Origin of the sequence: Pseudomonas sp. AP19 (genome assembly GCF_001728855.1) — a bacterium.
GTDB classification, from domain to species: Bacteria; Pseudomonadota; Gammaproteobacteria; order Pseudomonadales; family Pseudomonadaceae; genus Aquipseudomonas; species Aquipseudomonas fluorescens.
Map to the genome: position 1 here is coordinate 1 of NZ_LXJP01000025.1, position 26,858 is coordinate 26,858.

The window sequence follows — 26,858 nt, forward strand, 5'->3', positions numbered from 1 at the left end:
TCGCGAATACGGTGGGTCAGTCAGCACATCTACAACTGATCCACCGTATTCGCGAGCAAGCCCGCTCCCACATTTGTTCGGTGGTGCCTGTTAGTAAGCGGTCCCAGACAGGGAACGATCAGTCCCTATTTGGGACCGCTTTAACCTGCCGCCGCCGGGCTGACTTGCTCCAGCGCTCTATCGACCAGCAACTGGCCCAACTCGGCCATTTGCTGAATGCCGAGCATGATTGCGCGCTGGGACGTATTCAGGTCAAAGGCCAGGTTGCAGGTCATGGCGTTCAGCGAGGACAGGGTTTCGCTGGCGTTGACCAATAGGGCTTCGGTGTTTTGGTGAGGGTTTACAGTGAAAACACTAGCGGGTGGATTTGGGGTAGGTTTGATCATGATGAAACTCCTAAACAGTTAGTAAGGAGCGCCACCGTTCGCTTGCACGCGAATGAGGGTGGCGACCGTGCGCAGGTGTGCAAGACCGGGCCTGTTTAGGACACCCAGCAGGTCCGAAGACCTCCTGCGCGCAGCCGCCATAAAGCAGCGAGCACAAAAAACGCCCGTGGTTGGCTGGGCGTCTGTACGCCTAAACAGTTTCGTCGGACTTGCACGTCCGTGTCACCGTTTTTTCGATGACGAACGAAGACTAGCCGCCATCACTACCCACAACAAGTTCATGCACCGCCCGAAATCTTGCAGGAAAAATCCGAACACTGGCCCATCACAAAGCCATCATCACCTTGACCGTCCCCAAGCCCTCCAGTGCATAGCTATGGTACTCATACACACGCCCCCGAATAATCAGATGCAGTGCACCGCCCTCATCACGCGCTTGAACATCGGGCTCTCGGGTTTTCAGAAACGCATGTGCAGACACTAAGGCGGCGAGTATTTCCTGATCACTCCCCAAATCCTCATGGACGTAGTATCTGTAGGAAAACCCCACCGTCGCCCCCCCCTGGCCGTCGCGCGCACCATAGATCGAAGTGCCGTTGCCCAAGGAATGCTTCAAAACCACTTCATCCAGAACCGGTGTTCCGGGCGACAGTATCCAACTGCCGCCGATATAGATCAGGCAGACCACAAGCAGGCAATTACGCAGAAACGGTATGAGGCGCTTAGTGGCCTTGCGAAATTGCATATTCAATACCTTTTCTTATCCAATATTGGTCCCGTGGGTCATCACCAAAAGGCTCACCGCCCCACCATGTTCCAAAATCCGGAAGGGTGGTTTTTGCGACGGTTTGAGCCACACCAGCAGCTCGCAACAACACATGCTCGGGAATGCCCAGCACCGTACCCGTAGCGCCGTAATTGAAGTTACCAAAAGCCTCATACTCGCGCCCTCGCTTCTTGTAGTTCCATGGGCCAGCAGCCCTGACCTGAGAATAAAACCAAGAATAAGCGAATGCCGAGCCCGGCTTGAGATGAGTGCGTTTGCAACGAGATATCGCCATGTTTTCAAAAATTGAAACACCGGGCGGCATTAACGGTACGGCCATTTGCAGATCCTTGCAGGCAATGAGGAGCGCAGAAGCTAGCCACTCCACACAGGCCTGAAAACCCGCTTAATCCAAATGCAGAACTCGCCTACAGCAACTCCATCCCATTCCGACATGTGAGCGGTCAGTCCGCATCATTAGCCGATCCGAAATGGTGAAAAGGTACGATCATCAACAACAATTTTTTAGTCACGAAAACGCTAACGCGCGATTGAACACAATTCAGTGTGGGAGCTGGCTTGCCTGCGATAGCGGTGGGTCAGTTGTTGATGCAGTGACTGACAAGCCGCTATCGCAGGCAAGCCAGCTCCCACAGTGGATCTTCACAAGGCTAATCGTCAGGCCAGGCCGGACTCGACCAACAGCGCTTCCAGCCCCATCAGGTCAGGCACTTTCGCCACATGCTCGCCCACCTGCACCGCCGCCAGTTCCAGTGGGCACAGCGGCACATCCACGTAACTCAACTGGCTATCGAGTTTGTACGAGCGGGGAATCCCCTGAATCACCATCGCAATAAACTTCAACGTTGGCCGCCCGCCGAGCGCGTTCAACACCACAATTCGCGAACGCTCGCCGGTCACGCTGGCCTCACCGCACACCGCTTCAAAGCTGATCAACGGCAACTGCCGGTCGCGCCAGGTCACTTGCCGCAGGTACCACGGCGGCGCATCGCTGGCCGGTTCGCCGCGTTGGAAGTCGATCAGCTCGGCGATGGCGACGTTGGGCAGCACCAGGTGGCGGTCGGCCAGGGGCAACAGCAGGCCGGTGAGTTGGCTGGTGCGGTGGTCAAGCATGGGACTTGCTCCAGTAGGCGATGCTTTCCAGCAGCACCGACTCTTGGTACGGCTTGCCGAGGTAGTCATTGACGCCAATGGCCATGGCGCGGTCGCGGTGTTTTTGGCCGGTGCGCGAGGTGATCATGATGATCGGCAGGCGCATCAGCCGTGGGTCGTTGCGCACTTGGATGGCCACTTCGAAGCCGTCCATGCGCGGCATTTCGATGTCGAGCAACATCAGGTCCGGGGTGTGTTCTTCGAGCAGGGCGATGGCGTCGATCCCGTCTTTGGCCGTGAGTACGTTCATGCCGTTACGCTCCAGCAGGCGGCTGGTGACTTTGCGCACCGTGACCGAATCGTCCACGACCAGCACCAGCAGCGGGCGCTTTTTCAACGGGTCGTTGAGCACCAGCGCGGCGTCGACCGACCGGGCCGGCAAGGCCGGTTGCCGGGCACGGATGTGCGCGAGCAAATCGATGATCAACACCACGCGGCCATCGCCCAGAATGGTCGCCCCGGACAGCCCCTGCACGCCCGCAAATTGCGGCCCCAGGCCCTTGACGACGATCTCTCGCGTACCGGCCATGGCATCCACATGCACCGCCACGCGCCGTTCGTTGCATTGCACCAACAGCACCGGCACCGGCTGGTACTGGCCCAGCAATTTCGGCCGGGCGACGGTGTGCAGCAGGTCACCCAGGTAGAACAACTCGTAGCGCTGGCCGGCGTATTCATAACGCGGCGGGTCTTGTTGATAGTGCCCCGCCAGCTCGTGGGGCAGGACGCGCACCAGGCCTTCAATGGTGTTGAGCGGAATCGCGTATTGATCGTCCGCGCATTGCACCATCAGTGCGCGGTTGACCGACACCGTAAACGGCAGGCGAATGCGAAAGTGCACGCCCTCGCCCGGCCTCGAATCAATCACCATCGAGCCACCAAGTTGGCGCACTTCTTCGTGCACCACGTCCATGCCCACGCCCCGCCCGGAAATCTGCGTGATCTTTTCCGCCGTGGAGAACCCCGGTTGCAGGATGAACTGCAATACGTCGCGGTCGCTCATCTCTTGATGAGGGCTGAGCAACCCCCGCTTGATTGCCTTGCGCCGCACCGCCTCCAGTGGCACCCCGGCGCCGTCGTCGCGCATGTCGAAGACGATATCGCCGCCTTCGTGGGTCAGGTCCAGGCTGATGCGGCCCCTCGCAGGCTTACCGGCCAGCAACCGTGCCTCGCGCGATTCCTGGCCATGGTCCACGGCATTGCGCAGCATATGTTCCAGCGGCGCCACCATGCGTTCCAGCACGTTGCGGTCCATCTCGCCTTCGGCATTGCCGACCACAAACTCGACGTCCTTGCCCAACTCTTCCGCCACCTGGCGCACGATGCGCTTGAGGCGCGGCAACATGCGTTCAAACGGCACCATGCGCGTGCGCATCAGGCCTTCTTGCAACTCGGTGTTGATGCGCGCCTGCTGTTGCAACAGGTTGTGCGCATCCTGGTTGCGGCGGTCCAGCGTTTCCTTGAGGTCCAACAGGTCGGAGGCCGACTCGGAGAGCGCGCGCGACAGCTGCTGCAACTGCGAATGGCGGTCCATTTCCAGCGGGTCAAATTCTTCATAACCCAGGCGCTCGGCCTCGGCCTGCTGGCGGCTGAGGATGCGGCCCTGGGTTTCGGTGTCGAGACGGCGCAGTTGGTCGCGCATGCGTTCAATGGTGGTTTCGACTTCATTGAGCGCGGTGCGCGCATCGTTGACTTGCTGCTCGATACGGCCACGGAAGATCGAGGTTTCACCGGCCAGGTTGACCAGGTCATCCAGCAAATCGGCGGAGATTTTCACCATGTCCGCCGCCGGGTCGACCGCCGCTTCCGCCTTGCCCGTCGGCAATGCCACAGGCAACACCGGCTCATCACTAGGGTGCACCAGGCTTTTGATGCGCTCGATGAGCTTGTCCACCGAACCGACCGGCAAGCCGTCCGCCACCGCATCGATCATCTGCGCCAGGCGGTCATGGCAGCCCTGCAGCAACGCGAAGAGTTCAGGAGACGGGGCCAGCAAACCGGCGGACAGCCCTTCGTAGAGAAACTCCAGTTCATGGGCCAAATCGCCAATCGGCCCGATCTCGACCATGCGCGCGCCCCCTTTGAGGGTGTGCAGGTCGCGCAGCAGGGTTTCCACCTCCTGGCGATTGTTCGGCTCGGCCTGCCAGCGCAGCAACGCGCTGCTTGAGCTGTCGAGAATATCGGCAGCTTCTTCAAGGAAGATATCCAGCAGCTCGGGGTCAGCTGCCGCTTCGGGCGCTGCGACCGGGGTGGCTGGCGTGCTGCTGTGGCGTAACTCGCGCAGCTCGGCGATCAAGTCGCTGGAGTCGCTCAGGGGTTGGTGGTCTTGCAGTTGCTCCAGCTGCAAGGCCAGCCGTTCATGGCTGGCCATCAGCACATGGGAGAGTTCCGGGGAGTAGCTGTAGCGGCGGTCCACCAAGCCTTCGTACAGGCTTTCCAGCTCATGGGCCAGGTCGCCAATGGGCCCGATCTCGGCCATGCGCGCGCCGCCTTTGAGGGTGTGCAAATCCCGTTGCAGCGACGACAGCGGTGCCGCGCTGTCGGGCTCCAGCAACCAGCGTTTAAGCGACTGCCCGGCGCTGTCGAGGATATCCACCGCCTCTTCCAGGAAGATCTCGACAATCTCGTCGTCCATCGCCGTGTCCTGGCCCAACTGTGCCGTGGCGGCGCCCAGTTCCGAGATGCTCAGGGCGCGGCTGCCGTCGCTTTTGATCAGGCCGGTGGCGGACGGGTCGAGGGCGTCATCGAGCAATTCGCGCAGCGCTTGTACCCGCGCCGGCGCCGGGCTGATTTCCTGGCCGGCGGCCAACTGGTCGAGCATGTTGATCAACGCTTCATGGGCCTGTTCGGCCTCATGGAAAAACCGCTCGCTGACCGCAAGGCTGCTTTCTTCCACGGCACCATACAGATCGAGCAAGGCCTCGCACAGCGCGTCAATCGCGTGCAGGTCGGCGATGTGCGCGCCTTCACCCAGGGTGGTCAATTCGTCCAGCAGCGCGGTCAGTTCCTGACGCTCGCCGGGGTGTTGTTGCCAACGGCGCAGCAGGCTTTCGGCATCCAGCAGGATGTCCATGCCCTGGGCCAGGAAGTTGGTAATCAACTGCGGGTCGCGCTTGATACGCAGGCCCGTGTTGGGCGCATCGAGCAGGGCTTCGAGCTGCTGGTCAAGCAGGCTTTGGGTACGGCTGATCAGGTCTGGCGCACCCTCGATCGGCACGAGCGGATCGCTGTCCAGTTGACGCAACCCGCGTTGAAACAAACCTTCCGCTTCCAGCAACAACTCCACTTCATCCAGGTCCAGCGGCAGGCGGTGGGCCTTGTATTCGCGGGTCAGGTGATCAAGCGGCCGTGCCAGTTCGGCAATTGGCAGTACGCCGGCCATGTAGGCACTGCCCTTGAGGGTGTGCAGGGCGCGTTGCAATTCATCGCTGACCTGCAGCGGCACGTGTTCGGCGGCTTGTTGCAGGAAGTGGTTGAGGCTTTCCAGGTGGCTCTGGGCTTCGTTGCGGAAAATCTCCAGCAGCATCGGGTCGTGGGGTTCTGCGGCCGATACAGTGCCGCTGGCCAGCGCGTGGGCACGCGCGGCCAAGGCGTCGACTTCATCGCGTTGGCGCTGGTCATCAGTGGCGAAGTCGGCAATTAATTCCGGCAGCAGGGCCACGGCGTCATCCAGCACCTGTTGAATATCGGGGCCGAGGGTAACGCTGCGTTCGAGCACGCGGTTAAGCAGGTTTTCCAACGCCCAGGCCAACTCGGCCAACACCAGGGCGCGGACCATACGGCCGCTGCCTTTCAAGGTGTGAAACGCGCGGCGCATCTCAGCTTGGGCGGTTTTGTCCGCGCTGTTCGGCAAGTAACGGTGCAGCACTTCGAGGACTTCGTCGGTTTCTTCAAGGAAGACTTCGCGCAGCTCGTCGTCGATGGGTTCCTCACCGTCCGGCGGTGGCTGCAGGCTGCCCGGGCGTTTCAGTGCCGGCGGGTTCAGGCGTGAGGTCGGGCTGGCCAATGCGTCGAACTGGGATTGGCTCGGCGCAACCTCGGTCGACAGTGCGCCATCCGGCGCGACCAGCGCCTGCCGCCAGGGTTTTTCGGCGGGCAGGTAGCCGAGTGCGGCCAGGCCCTGGGTGGCCAGTTCCAGCACGCGTTCGCCCGCAGCGTCGGCATCCTGGAGCATGCGTTCCAGGTAGTACTCCAGGCTGCTGATCACGTCGGCAAAATGCGCCAGCTGTGCCTCGCAGGGCATGGCCTCATTCACCATCAGCTGTTCGTCGACGTAATCGGTACAGCCGCGCATCAGGCTCGCCGCGCGCGGCAGCGGAATCATCGCCAGAGCCCCACGCACCTGGCTGAGCAGCTCGGGCAGAGACTCCAGGCGCTGGCGATCCCAGTCGGCTTCAACGCAGTCAATCACCAGCTCTTTGGCTTGCTTGAGGCACTGGCAGGATTCGCGGATAACCAGTTGATGAATCTGGGTCAGGTCAGTGGTGGGCAGGCGGCTTTCTTCGCGGTTTTCCGGTTCGACGGTGCCGACCATGCCCGCCAGCGTGGCCTCGACATACAGCAAGGCCCCGGCGACATCCATCAGCACCGCATCATTGGGTTCGCGGTGGCCCTGGACCAGGCCAAGCACCACGGCAAGCTGGTCGATGATGACTTTGCGCGGCTGACCGAAGCCCAGTACCGCCAAGGTGTCGGCGATTTGCCGCAGCGGCGCCAGCAAGGCATCGAGGTCGCTGGTGTGTTGCCGGTCACTGCGCACGAACAGATCCAGGCGCTCCTTGACCCGCACCAGTTCCTCACATAACGCGCCAAGCACCGACCCCATGGCATTGCGATCCGGCCCGGCCAGGCGCGCGCGCTCGGCATCCACCACGGCGCTGTCGGGCAAGGCTTCATCCAGCCCGTAGCGTTCCTTGAGGCTTTGCATGCGCGGCGTCGGCCGGGTGACCTTGGCGACGTAGAACAGCAGGCTCTTGAGCAACTCATCCGGCGCCGGTTGGTTGATGCCGCCGATGCCCTGGGCCAGCAGGCGCTTGAGTTGCTTGTCGCTGGCTTTGAGCAAACTGCGCAGCGCCGGGCTGTTGGCGATGACGCCGGTGAGCATGCCTTCCACCAGCGCCGAGGTGACTTGCCACAATGGCAGCAGCGGCGCGCCCTGGCACAGGGCTTCGAGGCGGGCGAAGACCCGCGCCATGTCTTCCAGGTTGCTTGGGCCATGGTCTTCACGCAGCAGCCCGGCCAACGCCTGGAGCAGAAGCTGGTGCCACTGGCGCAGTTGCTCGTGAAGGTCAGGCAGCGCGCGCTGGGCCAGGGCCTCATCGGGCAACGGCGCAATCGACAGCAGTTGCGGGCTGAACAGGCTGGTCTCCGACAGCAGGCCTTCGCCGCGTGCGCTGCGCAGGTCATTGAGCAGCGGCAACACCACCAGCGGCAAATCGCGGCGGGCGCTGTGCACACGGTCAAGGTACAGCGGCAGCTGGCTAAGCGCCTGTTGCAGCAGACGGATGCTTTCATCGCGCTGGCTGACGCGCTCGCCTTGCAATGCCAGCGCCAGCTCTTCGATTTCTTCCGCCAGCAGGGCCGCGCCGTAAAACTCGACCATTTGCAACGCACCATGCACCTGGTGAATGCACGCAAGGCACTCGCCGATGGCGTCGCTGTCGTGGGTTTCGACAAACGTGTCCAGCGCCGAACGGGCCTGTTTCAGGGTTTCGGCAATGTCGCCCTTGACCCATTCGAGGGCCACGTAGTCGTGCCGATCAACCATAACTGCTCCGCTTAGAATTCATGGACTGCGTGTGTTGCCGAAAACAATGGAGATCCACTGTGGGAGCTGGCTTGCCTGCGATGGCGGTGGGTCAGCTGTAGATGTATCAACTGAAAGCCCGCTATTGCAGGCAAGCCAGCTCCCACATTTGGAATGTGGTGTTCTCCAGATAACATTTCAATCGTCTACCTGTTTAGGCGGTGGCAAGGTGAAGCCCGATACCGACCTGCGCAACTGGCTGGCCATCTTCGCCAGGTTGCCGATACTTTCGGCGGTGGCGGTCGAGCCGGATGACGTCTGCGTGGTGATTTGCTGGATCACGTTCATCGTCAGGGAAATCTGCCCGGCGGACGACGTCTGCTGCTGCGCCGCATTGGAAATACTCTGAATCAACGCCGCAAGGGTTTTCGACACGCCTTCGATCTCCTCCAGCGCCACCCCGGCGTCCTGGGCCAAGCGCGCGCCGCGCACCACTTCGGTGGTGGTCTGTTCCATGGAAATAACGGCTTCATTGGTGTCGGTCTGAATCGCCCGCACCAGCGTTTCGATTTGCCGGGTGGCGGCGGATGAACGCTCGGCCAGCCGTTGCACTTCATCGGCCACCACCGCAAAACCACGCCCGGCGTCGCCGGCCATGCTGGCCTGGATCGCCGCGTTGAGGGCGAGGATATTGGTCTGGTCGGCAATGTCATCGATCAGACTGACGATATCGCCAATCTCCTGGGAAGATTCGCCCAGGCGTTTGATGCGTTTGGCGGTGTCCTGGATCTGCTCGCGAATGTTGTCCATGCCGTGGATGGTGTTGTGCACCACCTCGTTGCCCTTGTTGGCAATTTCCACCGAACGCTCCGCCACCGCCGAGGACTCCGCCGCGTTGGCCGACACCTGATCGATGGACTGGGCCATCTGGTTGATCGCGGTGGACGCTTCGGCGATCTGCTGGGCCTGATGCTCCGAGGCCTGGGCCAGATGCATGGCGGTGGCCTGAGTCTCTTGCACCGCGCCGGCAACTTGCCCGGCGGTTAAGTTGATCGTCGCCACCAGATCGCGCAGTTGGTCCACCGAATAGTTGATGGAGTCGGCGATAGTGCCGGTGAAGTCTTCGGTCACTGAGGCGGTCACCGTGAGGTCGCCATCGGCCAGGTCTTCGATTTCGTCGAGCAGGCGCATGATCGCGTTCTGGTTGCGCTCGTTCTTTTCGGCGGTCTCATGCAGTTGGCGGTTGGTTTCGCGCACCATTACCAGGCCGATCAGGATGATCGAGGTCAGCGCCAACAGGCCCAGCACATAGCCGCCGATGGTGTCGAAGCTGCGCCCGCTGGCGAGGTTTTCAAACCCGGTGGCCAGGTGCGAGGCTTCATCAAGCAGGGTTTGCGACAGGTTGAAAATATTGCTCGCCGACGCACGCACCTGGAACAGCTGCGGCGAGGTTTCGAGGATCTCATCCACAGAGCCGGAGACGAACTCGAACAGCTCGGCGATTTCCGCCAGGCGCGCACGGGCGTCGTGGTCTTCAACCTGGGTAATGCGCAGGCCCGGGTTGCCGTTGAGCATGCCGTTGAGCACCAGGCCGAAGCGGTTGGCATCGCGACCAAACGCGTCGGCGGCCTGCACGGCGGTTTCGTCGCCGGCCAGCACGGTGTTGACGGCGCCCAGGATGCGTTCGGCCAGCAGCGACTGGCGCTGGGCCAATGCCACCTGGCTCGCCGGGGCGCCGCGTTGCAGCAAGATATCGACGACCTTTTCCGACTCCATCTGCAATTGCGGCACCGTTTCGGCCAGGGTCGCGGCCACCTGGTGCAACGACAACACCGTCTGCTCGCTGGCGAGGATGGCGTCGGTGTTTTTCAGCAGCGCTTCCCAGTCCGTCTGCACGGCGCGCATCTCGGCGCGTACCGCACTGGGCGCCGCCGGCAGGCCGGTCTCGGCGTCACCTTTTTTCAGGTAGCCCCAGCGCTGGGCGAAGTCGTTGCGCGCGTCGCTCAGCAGCTTGAACGCAGCGGCTTTGCCGGCGGCGGCTTCGGTGGCATTTTTGGCGATGCGCTGGGACAGCACGCGCAGCTCACCGGCGTGGCCGATGTACTGTTTGTCGTAGGTGGACTGGGTGTTGAGGTACGCAAAATTGGCGAACAACAGCATGATGAACACGATCAGTGCGATAAACAGCACGATGATCTGCGAACGGCTGCGCGACGCGGCTTGCGGTTTGGGAGTGGTAGCGGTGGTCATGCGGCAACATCCATGAAGCCTGGGGCCTGGGCCAAAGCGAAGGGGCTGAAGACCTGCCAGAGCTGGTCGCTGTCGAACTGGCCCTGGATAAACGGCACGCCGGAAGTGGCGCCCGTCAACAAGGCGTCTTGTGCGAAATGCTGCATGCCCACCACCTCATCTACCAGCAGCCCGACAAACAAGTCGTTGAATTCCACCACCAGCACCCGCCGTTGCTTGCGCGCCTTGGACAGGTCCATGCCGAGAAACCCGCCCAGGTCCATCACCGGCAGCAAGCGCCCGCGCAGGTTGGCCACGCCCTTGACCCAGGGTTTAACCCCCGGCATCAAGGTGCAGCGCGGTTCGTGCAACACCTCGGCGACTTCGCCCATCGGCGCCACATACCAATGCGGCCCCAGGCGAAAGCCGATCCCGCTCCAACGTTGCAGGCGGGTTTCCTGGGACGGCAGGTCAGCGGCCAACAGGCGGCAGCGGCGGTCGATGTCCAGCAGCAGTTCGAAGGCGGTTTGCGACTCGGTCATGGGAGCTTGGGTTTAAGCACCGCGTTGAGGGTCTTGATCAGGGTCTCTTCATCAACAGGCTTGGTCAGGTAGTCCTTGGCGCCCTGGCGCGCGCCCCAGATCTTGTCGGTTTCCTGATCCTTGGTGGTGATGATGATGATCGGGATGGCGTTGGTTTCCGGTTCCTTGGACAGCTGGCGCGTTGCCTGGAAGCCATTGAGGCCCGGCATCACGATGTCCATAAGGACCGCATCGGGTTTTTCCTGACGGGCAAGCGCCACGCCGTCAGCGCCATTTTCGGCCTTGAGGACCTGATGGCCATGCTTTTCCAGCATGCCGGTCAGTTTGTACATTTCAGTCGGCGAATCGTCGACGATCAGAACGCGTGCCATGGTTTTCCCCACTACATTGGTCGGCGCCTGCCCTTGTGAGGCGGCGTCAGTGTGCTTGTTCTACTGCGGCGAACCCTGGCACATAGGCCTTGATCGCACTCAGCAGTTCTTCCTTGCTGAAAGGCTTGGTCAAAAACTGATCGACACCAACGATGCGCCCCTTGGCCTTGTCGAACAGGCCGTCCTTGGAGGACAGCATGATCACCGGGATCGACTTGAACGCCGGATTATTCTTCACCAGGGCGCAGGTCTGATAGCCATCCAGGCGCGGCATCATGATGTCGACAAAGATAATGTGCGGGTGGTGATCAACAATCCGGGCCAATGCATCGAAACCGTCGATGGCCGTGATGACATCGCACCCCACGTTCTTCAACAGCGTCTCGGCGGTACGGCGGATCGTTTTCGAATCGTCGATCACCATCACTTTCAAGGCGTTGGAATGCTGTTCCATATCTGCTCTACCATCGCCACAGCGAATCGGTTTTCGGTGTGTACTGCCTGATGTTGCACAGGATGAGCGCCGCAAGCCTTGGAATTCAAGGGCTGCTGCGCCGTGCCAGTCTTTTTAGCACAGTCTCCGGGCGCAATCTATCGAGCAACCGGCCAGGTGGTTTTTCCTTGACCCACAACAGCCGCAGCGCCACTCTGACGCCACTTTTATGCGCCCTAATTTGCTAGAGGAAATCCCCCATGAGCGTTCGCGTCGGCATTGTCATGGACCCTATCGCCAGCATTTCCTATAAAAAGGACAGCTCGCTGGCCATGCTCCTGGCCGCCCAGGCCCGCGGCTGGACCCTGTTCTATATGGAGCAGCGCGACCTTTATCAGGGCGACGGCGAGGCCCGTGCACGCATGCGCCCGCTGCAGGTGTTTGCCAACCCGGAAAAGTGGTTTGAGCTTGCGGATGAAATCGACAGCCCCTTGAGCGACCTGGACGTGATCCTGATGCGCAAGGACCCGCCGTTCGACATGGAATTCGTCTATTCCACCTACCTGCTGGAGCAGGCTGAGCGCGCCGGCGTGTTGATCGTCAACAAGCCGCAAAGCCTGCGCGACTGCAATGAAAAGCTGTTCGCCACGCTGTTCCCGCAGTGCACCCCACCTACCGTGGTCAGCCGCCGCGCCGATGTGCTGCGTGAATTCGCCGCCAAACATGGCGATGTAATCCTCAAGCCGCTGGACGGCATGGGCGGCACCTCGATCTTCCGTCACCGTGCAGGCGACCCGAACCTGTCGGTCATCCTGGAAACCCTGACCGCGCTGGGCACCCAGCAGATCATGGGCCAGGCGTACCTGCCGGCGATCAAGGACGGCGACAAGCGCATCCTGATGATCGACGGCGAGCCAGTGGATTATTGCCTGGCGCGTATTCCGGCGGCGGGTGAAACCCGTGGCAACCTGGCGGCGGGGGGGCGTGGTGAAGCTCGGCCGTTGTCGGACAAAGACCGTTGGATCGCCGCCCAGGTTGGCCCAACCCTGCGCGAGAAAGGCCTGCTGTTTGTGGGGCTTGACGTTATTGGTGAGAACCTCACCGAAATCAACGTCACCAGCCCGACCTGTATTCGCGAGATCGACAACGCATTTGGCACGAACATCGGCGAAATGCTGATGGCGGCCATTGAGCGCAAGCTACAAGCCAAGTGACATAGAACAGCCGGACACACACCAACATTGCGTTATCATGCGCCACCTGTGAAACGCGCGATGTTGGTTTTTTTGTCATGACACTCCCGTCCGATCTGCCCTCCGAACTCTCCCATAGCGGCGTGCGCCCGGCTGATCGGCTCGGATTTACCCTGTTCCTGGCGGCCTTGATTCACCTCGCCTTGCTGCTCGGCCTGGGCTTCAGCTTTGTCGAACCCAAGCAGATCACCAAAACCCTGGAAATCACCCTCGCCACGTTCAAGAGCGAAAAGAAGCCGGAGAAGGCCGATTTTCTCGCTCAGGACAACCAGCAGGGCAGCGGCACCCTCGACAAGAAAGCCGTGCCCAAGACCACTGAAGTGGCGCCGTTTCAGGACAACACGGTCAATAAAGTCACCCCACCGCCGTCGCCCAAGCCCGAAGTCAAGCAAGCCGCGCCCAAGGCAGCGGTGACCACCGTCGCGCCCAAACCGCAAAAAGCGCCGACCCAACGCGAAAAAGCCAAGACCGAACCACAGCCCGAACCGGTGAAACCGGCGCCGACGTTTGACAGTTCACAACTCTCCGACCAAATCTCCAGCCTCGAAGCCGAACTGGCCAACGAACAACAGCTGTACGCCAAGCGCCCCCGTATCTACCGCCTGAATGCGGCCTCGACCATGCGCGACAAAGGCGCCTGGTATAAGGATGAGTGGCGCAAGAAGGTCGAGCGCATCGGCAACCTCAACTACCCGGATGAAGCTCGGCGCCAGCAGATCTATGGCAATTTGCGCTTATTGGTGTCGATCAACCGCGACGGTTCGCTATATGAAGTGCAGGTGCTGGAGTCATCCGGCCAGCCGCTGCTGGACCAGGCCGCCCAGCGCATCGTGCGCCTGGCCGCGCCTTTCGCACCGTTTACCGGCGACCTGAATGATGTCGACCGCCTGGAAATCATCCGCACCTGGAAGTTTGCCCGGGGTGATCGGCTGTCCAGCAATTGATGACAATTGCCACATCACCCGCATCCCCAGCTTGTCAGTTCGCCCCTCCAACGCCACACTAGCGGACATGAAAAATGTCAGCCCGACCTACCTCAAGCACCAATTCCTGATCGCCATGCCCCATATGGCCGACCCGAACTTTGCGCAGACCTTGACCTATATCGTCGAGCACACGGCCAATGGTGCCATGGGGCTGGTGGTGAACCGCCCGCAAGAACTGAACCTGGCCGACATCCTTGAGCAACTGCGGCCCGAGGTCGACCCGCCGGCCCGTTGCCAGAGCGTGCCGATCTATATCGGCGGGCCGGTACAGACCGATCGCGGTTTTGTGCTGCACCCGACCGGGCCGAAGTTCCAGGCCACGGTCGACCTTGAGGGCGTGTCGCTGTCCACCTCCCAGGACGTACTGTTTGCCATCGCCGACGGCGTGGGGCCTGAGCAAAGCGTGATTACTCTCGGCTACGCCGGTTGGGAAGCCGGGCAACTGGAAGCCGAATTGGCCAGCAATGCCTGGCTGACCTGCCCGTTCGACGCCGACATCCTGTTCAACACCGCCAGCGAACTGCGCCTGGAAGCGGCCGCGGCCAAGCTTCGGGTCAACCTCAGCCTGCTGACCAGCCAGGCGGGGCACGCTTGATGGCCTTGCGTTTGATCCTCGGGTTTGACTACGGCACCAAACAGATCGGCGTGGCGGTCGGCCAGGTCATTACCGGCCAGGCCCGCGAGCTGTGCACCTTGAAAGCCCAGAACGGCGTGCCGGACTGGAACCAGGTCGAAGCCCTGATCAAGGAGTGGAAGCCCGACGCGGTCGTGGTCGGCTTGCCCTTGAACATGGACGGCACCCCCAGCGACATGTGCCTGCGCGCGGAAAAATTCGCCCGCCGCCTCAATGGTCGCTACAACCTGCCCTTCTATACCCACGACGAACGCCTGACCACCTTTGAAGCCAAAGGCGAGCGCCGCGACCGTGGCGGCCAGAAAGGCAGCTACCGCGACAACCCGGTGGACGCCATCGCCGCCGCCTTGCTGTTGCAGGGTTGGCTGGATGAAAACACCGCTTTATTTGAATCCTGACTGACGCGGCTTGCCGCGTCTTTTTACGTTTGAGCCCGGACCTTGTGCGCACCCCTGCCGCGCAAGGCCTTGAAGGAGCCACCATGAGCCTGCCCAATCCCGCCGAACTGATCAGCCAGATGGCGATTCGCCTCAAGGCGCACCTGCAACACCGTGCCATCAGCGAACCGCGCTTTATCGGCATTCGCACCGGCGGTGTGTGGGTGGCCCAAGCGTTATTGGAAGCACTGGGCAGTGATTCGCCGTTGGGCACACTGGACGTATCGTTCTACCGCGACGACTTCAGCCAGAACGGCCTGCACCCGCAAGTGCGTCCTTCGGCCCTGCCGTTCGAAATCGAAGGCCAGCACTTGGTGCTGATCGACGACGTGCTGATGAGCGGCCGCACTATCCGCGCCGCCATGAACGAACTGTTCGACTACGGCCGCCCGGCCAGTGTGACCCTGGTGTGCCTGCTGGACCTGGACGCCGGCGAATTGCCGATCAGCCCGGATGTGGTCGGTGCAACCCTGTCCCTGCAAGCCCACCAGCGGGTAAAATTGTCCGGTCCAACGCCGCTCGAACTCGAACTGCAAGACCTTGCCCTTTAAACCGCCTTGTACAGAGTCCCCGCGATGACGCCTCTAGATGCCAAGCGCCCGCTGCAGCTCAATGCTCAGGGCCAGCTGCAACACTTCTTGTCCCTCGACGGTTTGCCCCGCGAACTGCTGACCGAAATCCTCGACACGGCCGACTCCTTCCTTGAAGTCGGTGGCCGCGCAGTGAAGAAGGTCCCGCTGCTGCGCGGCAAGACCATCTGCAATGTGTTCTTCGAGAACTCTACCCGCACCCGCACCACCTTTGAACTGGCGGCCCAGCGGCTGTCGGCCGACGTCATCACACTGAACGTGTCGACCTCGTCGGCGAGCAAGGGCGAGACCCTGCTCGACACCCTGCGCAACCTGGAAGCCATGGCCGCCGACATGTTCGTGGTCCGCCACGGCGACTCCGGCGCGGCGCACTTCATCGCCGAGCATGTGTGCCCGAACGTGGCAATCATCAATGGCGGCGACGGCCGTCACGCCCACCCGACCCAAGGCATGCTCGACATGCTGACGATCCGTCGGCACAAGGGCGGCTTCGAAAACCTGTCGGTGGCCATCGTCGGCGACATCCTGCACTCGCGGGTCGCCCGCTCAAACATGCTGGCCCTCAAAGCCCTGGGTTGCCCGGACATCCGCGTGATCGCGCCGAAAACCTTGCTGCCGATCGGCATCGAACAGTACGGCGTGAAGGTCTACACCGACATGGCCGCAGGCCTTAAGGATGTGGACGTGGTGATCATGCTGCGCCTGCAACGCGAGCGCATGGCCGGTGGCCTGCTGCCGAGCGAAGGTGAGTTTTACCGCCTGTTCGGCCTGACCACCGCGCGGTTGGCCGGCGCCAAGCCGGACGCCATCGTGATGCACCCAGGCCCGATCAACCGTGGCGTGGAGATTGAGTCGGCGGTGGCCGACGGCGCGCAATCGGTGATTTTGAACCAGGTGACTTACGGCATCGCCGTCCGCATGGCCGTGCTGTCCATGGCCATGAGCGGGCAAACCGCGCAACGTCAATTCGAGCAGGAGAACGCCCAGTGAAGCTCAGCATTCTCGGCGCCCGAGTCATCGATCCGGCCAGCGGCCTGGATCACGTTACCGATCTTCATGTGGAAGCCGGCAAAATCATCGCCATCGGCGCCGCGCCCAGCGGTTTCAGTGCGGTTGAGACCATCGACGCCAAAGGCCTGGTGGCCGCCCCTGGCCTGGTGGACCTGAACGTCGCCCTGCGTGAGCCGGGTTACAGCCGCAAAGGCAGCATCGCCAGCGAAACCCGCGCCGCCGCCGCCGGTGGCGTGACCAGCCTGTGCTGCCCGCCGCACACCAAGCCAATCCTGGACACCTCGGCCGTGACCGAGCTGATCCTCGACCGCGCCCGTGAAGCCGGCAATTGCAAAGTGTTCCCGATCGGCGCCCTGAGCAAAGGCCTGGAAGGCGAACAGCTCGCCGAGCTGATTGCCCTGCGCGACGCCGGCTGTGTGGCGTTCGGCAACGGCCTGGAAAGCTTCCGCAGTACGCGCACCCTGTGTCGCGCCCTGGAATACGCGGCCACGTTCGACCTGACGGTGATTTTTCACTCCCAGGACCGTGACCTGGCCGAAGGCGGCCTGGCCCATGAAGGCGCTGTCGCCAGCTTCCTCGGCCTGCCGGGCATTCCGGAAACCGCTGAAACCGTGGCCCTGGCCCGCGACCTGCTGCTGGTGGAACAAAGCGGCGTGCGTGCGCACTTCAGCCAATTGACCAGCGCGCGGGGCGTGGCCCTGATCGCCCAGGCACAGGCGCGCGGCCTGCCGGTGACGGCGGACGTGGCGTTGTATCAGCTGATTTTGACCGATGAGGCGCTGATCGACTTTTCCAGCCTTTACCACGTGCAGCCGCCGCTGCGCACCTTGGCCGACCGTGAAGGTTTGCGCGCGGCGGTGAAGTCGGGCGTGGTCTCGGCGATCTCCAGCCATCACCAGCCCCACGAGCGGGATGCCAAGCTGGCCCCGTTTGGCGCGACAGAACCGGGCATCAGCAGCGTCGAACTGCTGCTGCCCTTGGCAATGACGCTGGTTGAGGATGGCTTGCTCGACCTGCCGACGCTGCTGGCACGCCTGAGCGCCGGCCCGGCCGAAGCCTTGCGCCTGCCGGCGGGCAAGCTGGCGGTGGGCTCAGCGGCGGACCTGGTGCTGTTTGATCCAGCCAGCTCCACGGTTGCCGGCGAACACTGGCTGTCCAAGGGCGAAAACTGCCCGTTCATCGGCCATAGCCTGCCGGCGACGGTGCGATACACCTTGGTGGATGGGCGGATCAGCTACCAGGCCTAAAACGGGCACGGTAAAAAAGTGGGAGGGGGCGTGCTCCCGGAGGCGGTGGGTCAGTCAGCTTATCTGTCGCTGACCCACTGCTATCGGGCGCACGCCCCCTCCCACATTTGGTTTTGTAGAGGCCTTGAGAGACTCAGCGCCCGCTATTGCGCTCGGCATTGCGGATCGAAACCTGTGTATTCAGCGTCCAGAAGTCATACAGCACACCGATCAGGAACAACCCACCGGTCAGCAGGTAGATCAGGCCGGTGATCCATTTGCCCTGGTACATACGGTGCAGGCCGAACACCCCCAGGAACGCCAACAGTACCCAGGCCACATTGTATTCGATGGGCCCGGCGGTAAAACGCAGGTCCGCTTCACGGTCCATGGCCGGGATCAGGAACAAGTCGATCAGCCACCCGATACCGAACAGGCCGAAGGTGAAAAACCAGATTGTCCCGGTCACGGGCTTGCCGTAATAGAAGCGATGCGCCCCGGTAAAACCGAAAATCCAGAGCAGGTAGCCAATCACCTTGCTGTGGGTGTCCTGCTGCATCACATCCTGTCGATAGGTGTTCATGGAGTACCTCTTTTGCCTCGATAGATAAATTTTTTCATTTTCTTTGTGACTTTTTTACGGGCGCCCGACGCACGGCAAATGGTATCTTCCCTCCCGCAAAGCCTTATGCCACCTGACCTCTGTAGGACAATAGCGGCAATTCGTCGCGTTTTTCCTGAATTTGACCCCAGGGTTCAGTCGACAAACGGCCTTAGAACGACACAAAAAGCTGTTATAAAGTTGCGCGCAAACCATCAAGAGCCACGCCTAATGCGACCATTTTTCAAGACATGGCTAACCATTTGCCTATTAATGCCACTGGCCGCCCACGCCACCAATCGTGAGCAACGTCTTCCTAACGTTAACGGTTTCACCCCTAAAGTTCACAGCACACCCAGCACTGCCAAGTCGGTAAAGCTGACCGTCAACCGCCCGACTCAAGTGAGCAAGGCCCACGGTAAAGCCATTCATACCCAACTGGCCGGCAACACCAAGCAAAGCAGCAATGTCCTCAGCCGCGCCGTTAATGTGCTCGGTACTCCTTATCGTTGGGGCGGTAGCAGCCCAAGTAAAGGGTTCGACTGCAGTGGGTTGGTGAAATATGCGTTTAACGACGTAAAAGCGGTGGATTTGCCTCGCACTTCCAACGCCATGGCCGCTGGCCACGGGCTGAAGGTTGATCGCAAGGACCTGAAACCGGGGGACCTGTTGTTCTTCAAACTGAAGAGCCGCCAGGTCAACCACGTTGCCATCTACCTGGGCAACGACCGCTTTATCCACGCGCCGCGTCGTGGCAAGTCGGTGAGCATCGACACGCTGAAGAAGCCGTTCTGGGACAAGAACTACGTGATTGCCAAGCGTGTTCTGCCTAAAGAGCAGAACAACCTGCGGGTTGTGCAGCGCTGATCTCTGGCTGAAATGCGGTAAAACATGTGGGAGCGGGCTTGCTCGCGAAGGCGCAGTGTCAGTCACCATCTTAGGTGACTGATCTACCGCCTTCGCGAGCAAGCCCGCTCCCACAGTTGATTTTCATGGCACACAAGACCTCAGATATCCCCCGGCACCCGCGCCTGCCCCCGCGCTTCCTCCCGGCTGATCAACCCCTCATTGACCAACGCCTTCAAGCTCATATCCAACGTTTTCATGCCCAACGCCCCACCGGTCTGTATCGCGGAGACCATTTGCGCCACCTTGTCTTCACGGATCAAGTTACGGATGGCCGGCGTGCCCAGCATGATCTCGTGAGCCGCCACCCGCCCGCCGCCGATCTTCTTGACCAGCACCTGGGACACCACCGCCTGCAACGACTCCGACAGCATCGTGCGAACCATGGCCTTTTCCCCGGCCGGGAACACATCCACCAGCCTGTCCACGGTCTTTGCCGCCGACGTGGTGTGCACGGTGCCAAACACCAGGTGCCCGGTCTCAGCTGCCGTCAACGCCAGCCGTATGGTTTCCAGGTCACGCAACTCCCCCACCAGAATGACATCCGGGTCTTCCCGTAGCGCCGAACGCAGCGCCGTGGAAAAACTGTGTGTATCGCGTTGTACCTGCCGCTGGTTGATCAAGGCCATTTTCGGCCTGTGGATAAATTCGATGGGGTCTTCCAGCGTAAGAATGTGCTGGCGCCGGTGCTGATTAAGATGGTCGATCATCGCTGCCAGCGTCGTGGACTTGCCGGACCCGGTTGGCCCGGTCACCAACACCAGGCCGCGCGGAAACCGGGTGATCCGTTGGAACACTTCTCCCAGCCCGAGGCTTTCCAGGCTTTGCACCTCGGTCGCAATGGTGCGAAACACCGCGCCCATGCCGCGCGCCTGCTGGAACACATTCGCCCGGAACCGCGCCACGCCCGGCAGCTCGAAGGCAAAATCCGTTTCAAGAGATGTTTCGAAATCCTTTTCTTGGTACTGGTTGAGCAAAGGGCTCAATAAATCCGCCACTTGCGGGGGCGACAGCGCCGGGCCGTCCAGGGGCCAGACCTCGCCATCCACACGCAGCATCGGCGCCACGCCAGCCGACAAATGCAGGTCAGAGGCGCCACGACGCACGCTGGCCGTCAGCAATTCAGTGATATCCATAAGGCTTTCCATTTCCAGTAGAATGCCGCGGACTCCATATCCACGGGTGCATCTTGAATGTCGACGATAGCAGACAACATTGGCCTGGTTAGCGAGCGGATCCGCGCCGCGGCCCACGCCGTGCAACGTGACGAAAGCAGCATCCACTTGCTGGCCGTGAGCAAGACCAAACCCGCGCAAGCGGTACGCGAAGCCTATGCGGCCGGGATGTGCGATTTTGGCGAAAACTACCTGCAGGAAGCCCTGGGCAAACAGGCCGAATTAAACGACCTGCCCTTGAGTTGGCACTTCATCGGCCCCATTCAATCGAACAAGACTCGTGCGATCGCCGAGAACTTTGCTTGGGTGCATTCCGTGGACCGCCTGAAAATCGCGCAACGCCTGTCTGAACAACGCCCGGCCGACCTGCCGCCGCTGAACATCTGCATCCAGGTCAACGTCAGTGGCGAAGCCAGCAAGTCCGGCTGTACACCCGCCGACCTGCCGGCCCTGGCCGCAGCGATCAGCGCCCTGCCGCGCCTGAAGCTGCGTGGCTTGATGGCGATCCCCGAACCGACTGAAGACCGCGCCGAGCAGGATGCAGCCTTCGCGACAGTACGCGACCTGCAGGCGAGCCTGAACCTGGGCCTGGACACACTTTCCATGGGCATGAGCCACGACCTTGAGTCGGCCATCGCCCAAGGCGCCACCTGGGTGCGGATCGGTACCGCTCTGTTTGGCGCCCGCGACTACGGCCAGCCATCAAATGGCTGACTTTCCTCTGAATAAGGACCTGTCATGAGCAACACGCGTATTGCCTTTATCGGCGCCGGTAACATGGCGGCCAGCCTGATCGGTGGCTTGCGGGCCAAAGGCCTGCAAGCCCAGCACATCCGCGCCAGCGACCCGGGCGCCGACACGCGTGCGCGCGTCAGCGCCGAGCACGGGATCGAAACCTTTGCCGACAACGCCGAAGCCATTCAGGGCGTTGACGTGATCGTGCTGGCAGTGAAACCGCAAGCCATGAAAGCCGTGTGCGAAAGCCTGCGCCCGAGCCTGCAACCGCATCAACTGGTGGTATCGATTGCCGCCGGCATCACCTGCGCCAGCATGAACCACTGGCTCGGTGCCCAGCCAATCGTGCGCTGCATGCCCAACACCCCGGCGCTGCTGCGCCAAGGCGTGAGCGGCCTGTACGCCACATCCCAAGTGAGCGCCCAACAACGTGACCAGGCTCAAGAGCTGCTGTCTGCAGTGGGCATTGCCCTGTGGCTGGAACAGGAACACCAACTGGATGCGGTAACCGCCGTCTCCGGCAGCGGCCCGGCCTACTTCTTCCTGTTGATCGAGGCCATGACCGCCGCTGGCGTGAAACTGGGCTTGCCACATGAAGTCGCGGAGCAACTGGCCGAGCAAACCGCGCTGGGCGCGGCGAAGATGGCCGTCGCCAGCGAGGTGGATGCGGCCGAGCTGCGCCGCCGCGTGACGTCCCCGGGCGGCACCACGCAAGCGGCCATCGAATCGTTCCAGGCCGGAGGTTTTGAAGCCCTGGTGGAAAAAGCACTGGGTGCTGCAGCACATCGTTCGGCTGAAATGGCCGAGCAGCTGGGTAAATAGTCGTCCCCTACTCGCAACTGGATTAGACAGGAAACAAACATGCTCGGAATCAATGACGCTGCCATTTTCATCATCCAGACCTTGGGCAGCCTGTACCTGCTGATCGTGCTGATGCGTTTTATCCTGCAACTGGTGCGGGCGAACTTCTACAACCCGCTGTGCCAGTTCGTGGTGAAGGCCACTCAACCGCTGCTCAAGCCCCTGCGCCGAGTGATCCCGAGCCTGTTCGGCCTGGACATGTCGTCGCTGGTGCTGGCGCTGTTGCTGCAGATTTTGCTGTTTGTGGTGATCCTGATGCTCAACGGCTACCAAGCCTTCACCGTGCTGCTGTTGCCATGGGGCCTGATCGGGATCTTCTCGCTGTTTTTGAAGATCATCTTCTGGTCGATGATCATCAGCGTGATTCTGTCGTGGGTCGCACCCGGCAGCCGCAGCCCAGGTGCTGAGCTGGTTGCCCAGATTACCGAGCCCGTGCTGGCACCGTTCCGTCGGTTGATACCTAACCTGGGTGGCCTGGATATCTCGCCGATCTTCGCGTTCATCGCGATCCAGCTGCTGCAAAGCTGGGTGATTCCGCGCCTGGCCTACTACGCGTTCATGCCAAAAGAACTGTTTGGCCTGATCTGAGTGCGCTAAAAAATCTGCGAGGGGGCTTGCTCCCGATAGCGGTGGGTCAGTCAAACAGATGTCGACTGCCACGCCGTCATCGGCAGCAAGCCCCCTCCCACATTTGTATCTTTGTACGGGTGCAGGCCTTTGCTTGCCGCTAGGTGCAGCGGTCTTTAGACTTACGCCTCATTTAAACGAGAGCAGGGTCGATGCCAGCTGCCTTCCCCCCCGATTCTGTTGGACTGGTCGTGCCCCAATTGGCGCACTTCAGCGAACCGCTGGCCTTGGCCTGTGGCCGTTCGCTGCCGGCCTATGACCTGATCTACGAAACCTACGGCCAGTTGAATGCCACGGCGAGCAACGCCGTGCTGATCTGCCACGCCCTGTCCGGCCACCATCACGCCGCCGGTTTCCACAGTACCGACGAGCGCAAGCCCGGCTGGTGGGACAGCTGCATCGGCCCCGGCAAGCCCATCGACACCAACAAGTTCTTTGTGGTCAGCCTCAACAACCTCGGCGGCTGCAACGGCTCCACCGGCCCGAGCAGCCTCAACCCGGAAACCGGCAAGCCCTTCGGCGCGGACTTCCCGGTACTGACCGTGGAAGACTGGGTACACAGCCAGGCCCGCCTCGCCGACCGGCTGGGCATCAAACAATGGGCCGCGGTGATCGGCGGCAGCCTGGGCGGCATGCAGGCGTTGCAGTGGACCATCACCTACCCGGATCGCGTGCGCCATTGCCTGGCAATCGCCTCGGCGCCAAAACTGTCGGCGCAGAACATCGCGTTCAACGAAGTGGCGCGCCAAGCCATCCTCACCGACCCCGAGTTCCACGGGGGTTCGTTCCAGGAAGCAGGCGTGATTCCCAAGCGCGGCTTGATGCTGGCGCGGATGGTCGGGCACATCACGTATCTTTCCGATGACTCCATGGGCGAAAAATTCGGCCGTGGGCTCAAGAGCGAGAAGCTCAACTACGATTTCCACAGCGTCGAGTTCCAGGTGGAAAGCTACCTGCGTTATCAGGGCGAGGAGTTCTCGGGGCGTTTCGACGCCAACACCTACCTGCTGATGACCAAGGCCTTGGATTACTTCGACCCGGCCGCGAACCATGACGACGACCTGGCGAAAACCTTCGAGGGCGCCACGGCCAAGTTCTGCGTGATGTCGTTTACCACCGACTGGCGCTTCTCGCCGGCCCGCTCCCGGGAGTTGGTGGATGCCTTGATGGCCGCCCGCAAAGACGTCTGCTACCTGGAGATCGATGCACCGCAAGGCCACGACGCCTTCCTGATTCCGATCCCGCGTTACCTGCAGGCCTTCAGCAACTACATGAACCGAATAGCACTGTGAGAACGCCATGAGAGCCGACCTGGAAATCATCCAAGACTGGATCCCCGCCGGCAGCCGCGTGCTCGACCTTGGCTGCGGCGATGGCGAACTGCTGAGCTGGCTGCGCGACAACAAGCAAGTCACCGGCTATGGCCTGGAAAACGACCCGGACAACATCGCCCAGTGCGTGGCCAAGGGCATCAACGTGATCGAGCAGGACCTGGACAAGGGCCTGGGCAACTTTGCCAGCAACAGCTTCGACATTGTGGTGATGACTCAGGCGCTGCAAGCGGTGCACTACCCGGACCGTATCCTCGACGAAATGCTGCGTGTAGGCCGCCAGTGCATCATCACCTTCCCCAACTTCGGCCATTGGCGCTGCCGGTGGTACCTGGCCACCAAGGGCCGGATGCCGGTGTCGGACTTCCTGCCGTACACGTGGTACAACACCCCAAACATCCACTTCTGCACATTCGAAGACTTCGAAGCCTTGTGCGGCGAGCGTGAAGCCAAGGTGATCAACCGCCTTGCCGTCGATCAACAGCACCGCCACGGCTGGGCGAGTAAGCTATGGCCCAATCTGTTGGGCGAAATCGGTATCTACCGAGTCAGCAGCCCTGGCCTGACAGACCATCAAATCGCCGTCTAACCATTTTCAAGGAGGACGAACATGAGTCGTTTGGCTATTTTTCTACTCACCGCCTGCCTGGGCACCAGTGCCATGGCAGCCGACGCTATCGACAGCAACCGCCTGAAGGAATTTGGTGATATCACCGTGCGTTACAACACCTTCACATCCACCTTCCTGCAGCCGGAACAGGCCCAGCAACTGGAAGTGGTACGCGACAAAAAGGTCGGCATGATCAACGTGTTCGTGCAAAAGGGCGTGACGCCGATCGATGCCACCGTCACCGGCACGGTCAAGGACCTCGGCGGCAAAAGCGAGATGCTGACGTTCAAGAAGGTCACCGAGAACGGCAGCACCAACTACATCGCCCAATACCCGGTGCCACAGCAGGAAACCAAGATTTTCACCATCAATGTTGAAACCGGCGGCAAGGCTCACGGTTTCAGTTTCAACCAGGAACTGTTCCCGGCGCCATGATGAACCTTACCCAACTGGTACTCGCCAGCCATAACGCAGGCAAACTCAAAGAACTCCAGGCCATGCTCGGTGAGTCCGTGCAACTGCGCTCGATTGGCGAGTTCAGCCAGGTCGAGCCGGAAGAAACCGGCCTGTCGTTTGTCGAGAACGCGATCCTCAAGGCACGCAATGCCGCGCGTATCTCCGGGCTGCCAGCCTTGGCCGATGACTCGGGCCTGGCGGTGGATTACCTCGGCGGCGCCCCCGGCATCTACTCGGCGCGCTATGCCGACGGCAAGGGCGATGCGGCCAACAACGCCAAGCTGCTGGACGCCCTCAAGGAGGTGCCGGACGCGATGCGTGGCGCGCAGTTCGTGTGTGTGCTGGCGCTGGTGCGGCATGCCGATGACCCGCTGCCGATCCTCTGCGAAGGCCTGTGGCACGGGCGCATCCTGCATGCCGCCAGTGGTGAGCATGGGTTTGGCTATGACCCGCTGTTCTGGGTGCCGGAGCGCAATGTCTCCAGCGCCGAACTGAGCCCGGCCGACAAGAACCAGATCAGCCACCGCGCCCGCGCAATGGATTTGCTGCGCCAACGCTTGAGCCTGAAATGACCCAGAACACCTCTGCGCAGCCGCTGATCCACGGCGGCGCGCAAACACCTCGGGCGGCCTTGCCGGTGCTGCCGCCCCTGGCGCTGTACATCCACATCCCGTGGTGCGTGCGCAAATGCCCGTATTGCGACTTCAACTCCCACACCGCCAGCAACGTGCTGCCGGAAGAAGAGTACGTGGACGCGCTGCTGGCCGACCTTGATCAAGACCTGCAGGCGGTTTACGGCCGCGAACTGAGTTCGATCTTCTTCGGCGGCGGTACGCCAAGCCTGTTCAGCGCCGCGGCCCTGGGTCGCCTGCTCACAGGCGTGGAAGCGCGCATTGCGTTTGCCGGCGATATCGAAATCACCCTGGAAGCCAACCCCGGGACCTTCGAGCAAGAGAAGTTCGTGGCGTACCGCAAGCTGGGGATCAATCGCCTGTCCATCGGTATCCAGAGCTTTCAGCAGGAAAAACTTGAGGCCCTGGGCCGCATCCACAATGGCGATGAAGCCGTACGCGCCGCCGGCATGGCACGCCAGGCCGGGTTCGATAACTTCAACCTGGACCTGATGCACGGGCTGCCCGACCAATCCCTGGACGATGCGCTGAGCGACTTGCGCCAGGCCATCGCACTGAAGCCAACGCACTTGTCCTGGTATCAGCTGACGCTGGAGCCCAACACCGTGTTCTGGAACCAGCCACCCGCGCTGCCGGAAGACGACACGCTGTGGGACATTCAGGAAGCTGGCCAGGCGCTGCTGGCCGAGCACGGTTACGCGCAATATGAAGTGTCGGCGTATGCCCAACCAGGGCGCCCGGCGCGGCATAACCTGAATTACTGGAGCTTCGGCGACTTTATCGGCATCGGCGCAGGCGCCCACGGCAAGCTCAGCCATCCGGACGGGCGCATCGTGCGCACCTGGAAGACCCGAGCGCCGAAGGACTACCTGAACCCGGCCAAAAGCTTCCAGGCTGGCGCGAAAGAACTGACCAATGAAGAACTGCCGTTCGAATTCCTGATGAACGCGTTGCGGCTCACCGAAGGCGTTGAATCCAGGCTGTACGCCGAGCGCACCGGCCTCGACTTGGCCAGCCTCGACGAAGGCCGCCGTGAGGCAGAACAAAGTGGCTTAATGCAGGTCGAACCGTCACGCCTGGCGGCGACTGACCGCGGGCAACTCTTTCTCAATGACCTGTTGCAGAAGTTTTTGAGCTGACG

The 26,858-nt window shown here is 61.5% G+C and carries 27 protein-coding genes; 16 read left to right on the plus strand and 11 right to left on the minus strand.

Translation table 11 applies throughout. From position 1 onward, the window contains the following. Positions 1-140: 140 nt before the first annotated feature. The 9 genes from A7D21_RS17960 to pilG form a co-directional block, all read right to left on the minus strand. Positions 141-386 carry a DUF6124 family protein gene (locus A7D21_RS17960; protein WP_069552283.1) on the minus strand — a complete coding sequence of 82 codons (246 nt, stop codon included), beginning with the start codon at positions 384-386 and terminating at the stop codon, positions 141-143. Positions 387-711: 325 nt separating this feature from the next. Next, the gene (locus A7D21_RS17965) at positions 712-1,131 is read right to left on the minus strand and encodes a hypothetical protein (RefSeq protein WP_069552284.1); all 420 of its coding nucleotides are present in this window, start codon (positions 1,129-1,131) and stop codon (positions 712-714) included. Then, positions 1,109-1,492: a polymorphic toxin type 44 domain-containing protein gene (locus A7D21_RS34465; protein ID WP_073636742.1), complete on the minus strand. Its 384-nt coding sequence runs from the start codon at positions 1,490-1,492 to the stop codon at positions 1,109-1,111. Before A7D21_RS34465 ends, A7D21_RS17965 begins: the two co-directional genes overlap by 23 nt. Positions 1,493-1,830: 338 nt before the next feature. Then, on the minus strand, positions 1,831-2,286 hold the full coding sequence (locus tag A7D21_RS17970; RefSeq protein WP_053258465.1) for a chemotaxis protein CheW: 456 nt from the start codon (positions 2,284-2,286) through the stop codon (positions 1,831-1,833). Further along, positions 2,279-8,092 carry an Hpt domain-containing protein gene (locus A7D21_RS17975; protein ID WP_069552285.1) on the minus strand — a complete coding sequence of 1,938 codons (5,814 nt, stop codon included), beginning with the start codon at positions 8,090-8,092 and terminating at the stop codon, positions 2,279-2,281. Before A7D21_RS17975 ends, A7D21_RS17970 begins: the two co-directional genes overlap by 8 nt. Positions 8,093-8,269: 177 nt before the next feature. After that, the gene (locus A7D21_RS17980) at positions 8,270-10,321 is read right to left on the minus strand and encodes a methyl-accepting chemotaxis protein (RefSeq protein WP_069552286.1); all 2,052 of its coding nucleotides are present in this window, start codon (positions 10,319-10,321) and stop codon (positions 8,270-8,272) included. Then, the gene (locus tag A7D21_RS17985) at positions 10,318-10,842 is read right to left on the minus strand and encodes a chemotaxis protein CheW (RefSeq protein ID WP_053258468.1); all 525 of its coding nucleotides are present in this window, start codon (positions 10,840-10,842) and stop codon (positions 10,318-10,320) included. The genes A7D21_RS17980 and A7D21_RS17985 overlap by 4 nt, the downstream gene beginning before the upstream one ends. Then, positions 10,839-11,213 carry a twitching motility response regulator PilH gene (gene pilH / locus A7D21_RS17990; protein WP_053258469.1) on the minus strand — a complete coding sequence of 125 codons (375 nt, stop codon included), beginning with the start codon at positions 11,211-11,213 and terminating at the stop codon, positions 10,839-10,841. The genes A7D21_RS17985 and pilH overlap by 4 nt, the downstream gene beginning before the upstream one ends. Before the next feature lie 46 nt (positions 11,214-11,259). Continuing rightward, positions 11,260-11,667 (minus strand): twitching motility response regulator PilG, encoded by a 408-nt coding sequence (pilG, locus tag A7D21_RS17995; RefSeq protein WP_053258470.1) that lies wholly within the window; start codon positions 11,665-11,667, stop codon positions 11,260-11,262. Between the two features lie 239 nt (positions 11,668-11,906). On the opposite strand from pilG, the gene gshB reads away from it, so the two are divergent. The 7 genes from gshB (at position 11,907) to A7D21_RS18030 (ending at position 17,804) form a co-directional block, all read left to right on the plus strand. Then, a complete protein-coding gene (gene gshB, locus A7D21_RS18000; protein ID WP_016976046.1) occupies positions 11,907-12,860 on the plus strand; it encodes a glutathione synthase in 954 nt (317 codons plus the stop codon). Between the two features lie 77 nt (positions 12,861-12,937). Then, entirely contained in the window at positions 12,938-13,843 is a 906-nt protein-coding gene (locus tag A7D21_RS18005; RefSeq protein WP_053258471.1) for an energy transducer TonB, read from the plus strand. Positions 13,844-13,910: 67 nt separating this feature from the next. After that, positions 13,911-14,480 carry a YqgE/AlgH family protein gene (locus A7D21_RS18010; protein ID WP_053258472.1) on the plus strand — a complete coding sequence of 190 codons (570 nt, stop codon included), beginning with the start codon at positions 13,911-13,913 and terminating at the stop codon, positions 14,478-14,480. Then, positions 14,480-14,917: a Holliday junction resolvase RuvX gene (gene ruvX, locus A7D21_RS18015; RefSeq protein WP_003195067.1), complete on the plus strand. Its 438-nt coding sequence runs from the start codon at positions 14,480-14,482 to the stop codon at positions 14,915-14,917. The genes A7D21_RS18010 and ruvX overlap by 1 nt, the downstream gene beginning before the upstream one ends. 83 nt (positions 14,918-15,000) lie before the next feature. Next, positions 15,001-15,507 (plus strand): bifunctional pyr operon transcriptional regulator/uracil phosphoribosyltransferase PyrR, encoded by a 507-nt coding sequence (gene pyrR / locus A7D21_RS18020; protein ID WP_053258473.1) that lies wholly within the window; start codon positions 15,001-15,003, stop codon positions 15,505-15,507. Between the two features lie 24 nt (positions 15,508-15,531). Further along, positions 15,532-16,536 (plus strand): aspartate carbamoyltransferase catalytic subunit, encoded by a 1,005-nt coding sequence (locus A7D21_RS18025; RefSeq protein WP_053258474.1) that lies wholly within the window; start codon positions 15,532-15,534, stop codon positions 16,534-16,536. After that, positions 16,533-17,804: a dihydroorotase gene (locus A7D21_RS18030; protein ID WP_069552287.1), complete on the plus strand. Its 1,272-nt coding sequence runs from the start codon at positions 16,533-16,535 to the stop codon at positions 17,802-17,804. The genes A7D21_RS18025 and A7D21_RS18030 overlap by 4 nt, the downstream gene beginning before the upstream one ends. Before the next feature lie 133 nt (positions 17,805-17,937). On the opposite strand, the gene A7D21_RS18035 is transcribed toward A7D21_RS18030, so the two are convergent. Next, on the minus strand, positions 17,938-18,366 hold the full coding sequence (locus A7D21_RS18035) for an NINE protein (RefSeq protein ID WP_053258476.1): 429 nt from the start codon (positions 18,364-18,366) through the stop codon (positions 17,938-17,940). Positions 18,367-18,615: 249 nt separating this feature from the next. Between A7D21_RS18035 and A7D21_RS18040 the strand changes: the two genes are divergently transcribed. Then, positions 18,616-19,251, plus strand: a complete 636-nt coding sequence (locus tag A7D21_RS18040) for a C40 family peptidase (protein ID WP_053258477.1) — start codon at positions 18,616-18,618, stop codon at positions 19,249-19,251. A 140-nt stretch (positions 19,252-19,391) separates the two neighbouring features. On the opposite strand, the gene A7D21_RS18045 is transcribed toward A7D21_RS18040, so the two are convergent. After that, positions 19,392-20,426, minus strand: a complete 1,035-nt coding sequence (locus tag A7D21_RS18045) for a type IV pilus twitching motility protein PilT (protein WP_053258478.1) — start codon at positions 20,424-20,426, stop codon at positions 19,392-19,394. Between the two features lie 57 nt (positions 20,427-20,483). Here A7D21_RS18045 and A7D21_RS18050 point away from each other — a divergent pair, with 57 nt between their 5' ends. The 8 genes from A7D21_RS18050 to hemW all read left to right on the plus strand — a co-directional run bounded on the left by A7D21_RS18050 (position 20,484) and on the right by hemW (position 26,856). Next, positions 20,484-21,179, plus strand: a complete 696-nt coding sequence (locus tag A7D21_RS18050; protein WP_069552288.1) for a YggS family pyridoxal phosphate-dependent enzyme — start codon at positions 20,484-20,486, stop codon at positions 21,177-21,179. A gap of 24 nt (positions 21,180-21,203) precedes the next feature. Next, positions 21,204-22,022: a pyrroline-5-carboxylate reductase gene (proC, locus tag A7D21_RS18055; RefSeq protein ID WP_069552289.1), complete on the plus strand. Its 819-nt coding sequence runs from the start codon at positions 21,204-21,206 to the stop codon at positions 22,020-22,022. Between the two features lie 39 nt (positions 22,023-22,061). After that, the gene (locus A7D21_RS18060) at positions 22,062-22,649 is read left to right on the plus strand and encodes a YggT family protein (RefSeq protein ID WP_053258481.1); all 588 of its coding nucleotides are present in this window, start codon (positions 22,062-22,064) and stop codon (positions 22,647-22,649) included. Between the two features lie 191 nt (positions 22,650-22,840). Further along, positions 22,841-23,980, plus strand: a complete 1,140-nt coding sequence (locus tag A7D21_RS18065) for a homoserine O-acetyltransferase (protein WP_069552290.1) — start codon at positions 22,841-22,843, stop codon at positions 23,978-23,980. Positions 23,981-23,987: 7 nt separating this feature from the next. Then, a complete protein-coding gene (gene metW / locus A7D21_RS18070) occupies positions 23,988-24,608 on the plus strand; it encodes a methionine biosynthesis protein MetW (protein WP_003213768.1) in 621 nt (206 codons plus the stop codon). Positions 24,609-24,629: 21 nt separating this feature from the next. Continuing rightward, entirely contained in the window at positions 24,630-25,064 is a 435-nt protein-coding gene (locus tag A7D21_RS18075) for a DUF4426 domain-containing protein (protein ID WP_053258483.1), read from the plus strand. After that, a complete protein-coding gene (gene rdgB, locus A7D21_RS18080) occupies positions 25,061-25,657 on the plus strand; it encodes an RdgB/HAM1 family non-canonical purine NTP pyrophosphatase (RefSeq protein WP_053258484.1) in 597 nt (198 codons plus the stop codon). The genes A7D21_RS18075 and rdgB overlap by 4 nt, the downstream gene beginning before the upstream one ends. Next, the gene (gene hemW, locus A7D21_RS18085; protein ID WP_069552291.1) at positions 25,654-26,856 is read left to right on the plus strand and encodes a radical SAM family heme chaperone HemW; all 1,203 of its coding nucleotides are present in this window, start codon (positions 25,654-25,656) and stop codon (positions 26,854-26,856) included. The genes rdgB and hemW overlap by 4 nt, the downstream gene beginning before the upstream one ends. The last annotated feature ends 2 nt before the right edge of the window (positions 26,857-26,858 follow it).

Excerpts from the sequence above, each read along its gene's own strand:
- A7D21_RS18065 (WP_069552290.1), top strand. The coding sequence starts at position 22,841 with ATGCCAGCTGCCTTCCCCCCCGATTCTGTTGGACTGGTCGTGCCCCAA.
- A7D21_RS17970 (WP_053258465.1), bottom strand. The coding sequence starts at position 2,286 with ATGCTTGACCACCGCACCAGCCAACTCACCGGCCTGCTGTTGCCCCTG.
- A7D21_RS34465 (WP_073636742.1), bottom strand. The coding sequence starts at position 1,492 with ATGGCCGTACCGTTAATGCCGCCCGGTGTTTCAATTTTTGAAAACATG.
- pilH (WP_053258469.1), bottom strand. The coding sequence starts at position 11,213 with ATGGCACGCGTTCTGATCGTCGACGATTCGCCGACTGAAATGTACAAA.
- A7D21_RS18035 (WP_053258476.1), bottom strand. The coding sequence starts at position 18,366 with ATGAACACCTATCGACAGGATGTGATGCAGCAGGACACCCACAGCAAG.
- A7D21_RS18045 (WP_053258478.1), bottom strand. The coding sequence starts at position 20,426 with ATGGATATCACTGAATTGCTGACGGCCAGCGTGCGTCGTGGCGCCTCT.
- A7D21_RS17960 (WP_069552283.1), bottom strand. The coding sequence starts at position 386 with ATGATCAAACCTACCCCAAATCCACCCGCTAGTGTTTTCACTGTAAAC.
- metW (WP_003213768.1), top strand. The coding sequence starts at position 23,988 with ATGAGAGCCGACCTGGAAATCATCCAAGACTGGATCCCCGCCGGCAGC.
- A7D21_RS18010 (WP_053258472.1), top strand. The coding sequence starts at position 13,911 with ATGAAAAATGTCAGCCCGACCTACCTCAAGCACCAATTCCTGATCGCC.
- A7D21_RS17975 (WP_069552285.1), bottom strand. The coding sequence starts at position 8,092 with ATGGTTGATCGGCACGACTACGTGGCCCTCGAATGGGTCAAGGGCGAC.
- proC (WP_069552289.1), top strand. The coding sequence starts at position 21,204 with ATGAGCAACACGCGTATTGCCTTTATCGGCGCCGGTAACATGGCGGCC.
- A7D21_RS18040 (WP_053258477.1), top strand. The coding sequence starts at position 18,616 with ATGCGACCATTTTTCAAGACATGGCTAACCATTTGCCTATTAATGCCA.
- gshB (WP_016976046.1), top strand. The coding sequence starts at position 11,907 with ATGAGCGTTCGCGTCGGCATTGTCATGGACCCTATCGCCAGCATTTCC.
- A7D21_RS17980 (WP_069552286.1), bottom strand. The coding sequence starts at position 10,321 with ATGACCACCGCTACCACTCCCAAACCGCAAGCCGCGTCGCGCAGCCGT.
- pilG (WP_053258470.1), bottom strand. The coding sequence starts at position 11,667 with ATGGAACAGCATTCCAACGCCTTGAAAGTGATGGTGATCGACGATTCG.
- A7D21_RS18060 (WP_053258481.1), top strand. The coding sequence starts at position 22,062 with ATGCTCGGAATCAATGACGCTGCCATTTTCATCATCCAGACCTTGGGC.
- pyrR (WP_053258473.1), top strand. The coding sequence starts at position 15,001 with ATGAGCCTGCCCAATCCCGCCGAACTGATCAGCCAGATGGCGATTCGC.
- ruvX (WP_003195067.1), top strand. The coding sequence starts at position 14,480 with ATGGCCTTGCGTTTGATCCTCGGGTTTGACTACGGCACCAAACAGATC.
- A7D21_RS18050 (WP_069552288.1), top strand. The coding sequence starts at position 20,484 with ATGTCGACGATAGCAGACAACATTGGCCTGGTTAGCGAGCGGATCCGC.
- A7D21_RS18005 (WP_053258471.1), top strand. The coding sequence starts at position 12,938 with ATGACACTCCCGTCCGATCTGCCCTCCGAACTCTCCCATAGCGGCGTG.
- A7D21_RS17965 (WP_069552284.1), bottom strand. The coding sequence starts at position 1,131 with ATGCAATTTCGCAAGGCCACTAAGCGCCTCATACCGTTTCTGCGTAAT.
- rdgB (WP_053258484.1), top strand. The coding sequence starts at position 25,061 with ATGATGAACCTTACCCAACTGGTACTCGCCAGCCATAACGCAGGCAAA.
- hemW (WP_069552291.1), top strand. The coding sequence starts at position 25,654 with ATGACCCAGAACACCTCTGCGCAGCCGCTGATCCACGGCGGCGCGCAA.
- A7D21_RS18025 (WP_053258474.1), top strand. The coding sequence starts at position 15,532 with ATGACGCCTCTAGATGCCAAGCGCCCGCTGCAGCTCAATGCTCAGGGC.
- A7D21_RS17985 (WP_053258468.1), bottom strand. The coding sequence starts at position 10,842 with ATGACCGAGTCGCAAACCGCCTTCGAACTGCTGCTGGACATCGACCGC.
- A7D21_RS18075 (WP_053258483.1), top strand. The coding sequence starts at position 24,630 with ATGAGTCGTTTGGCTATTTTTCTACTCACCGCCTGCCTGGGCACCAGT.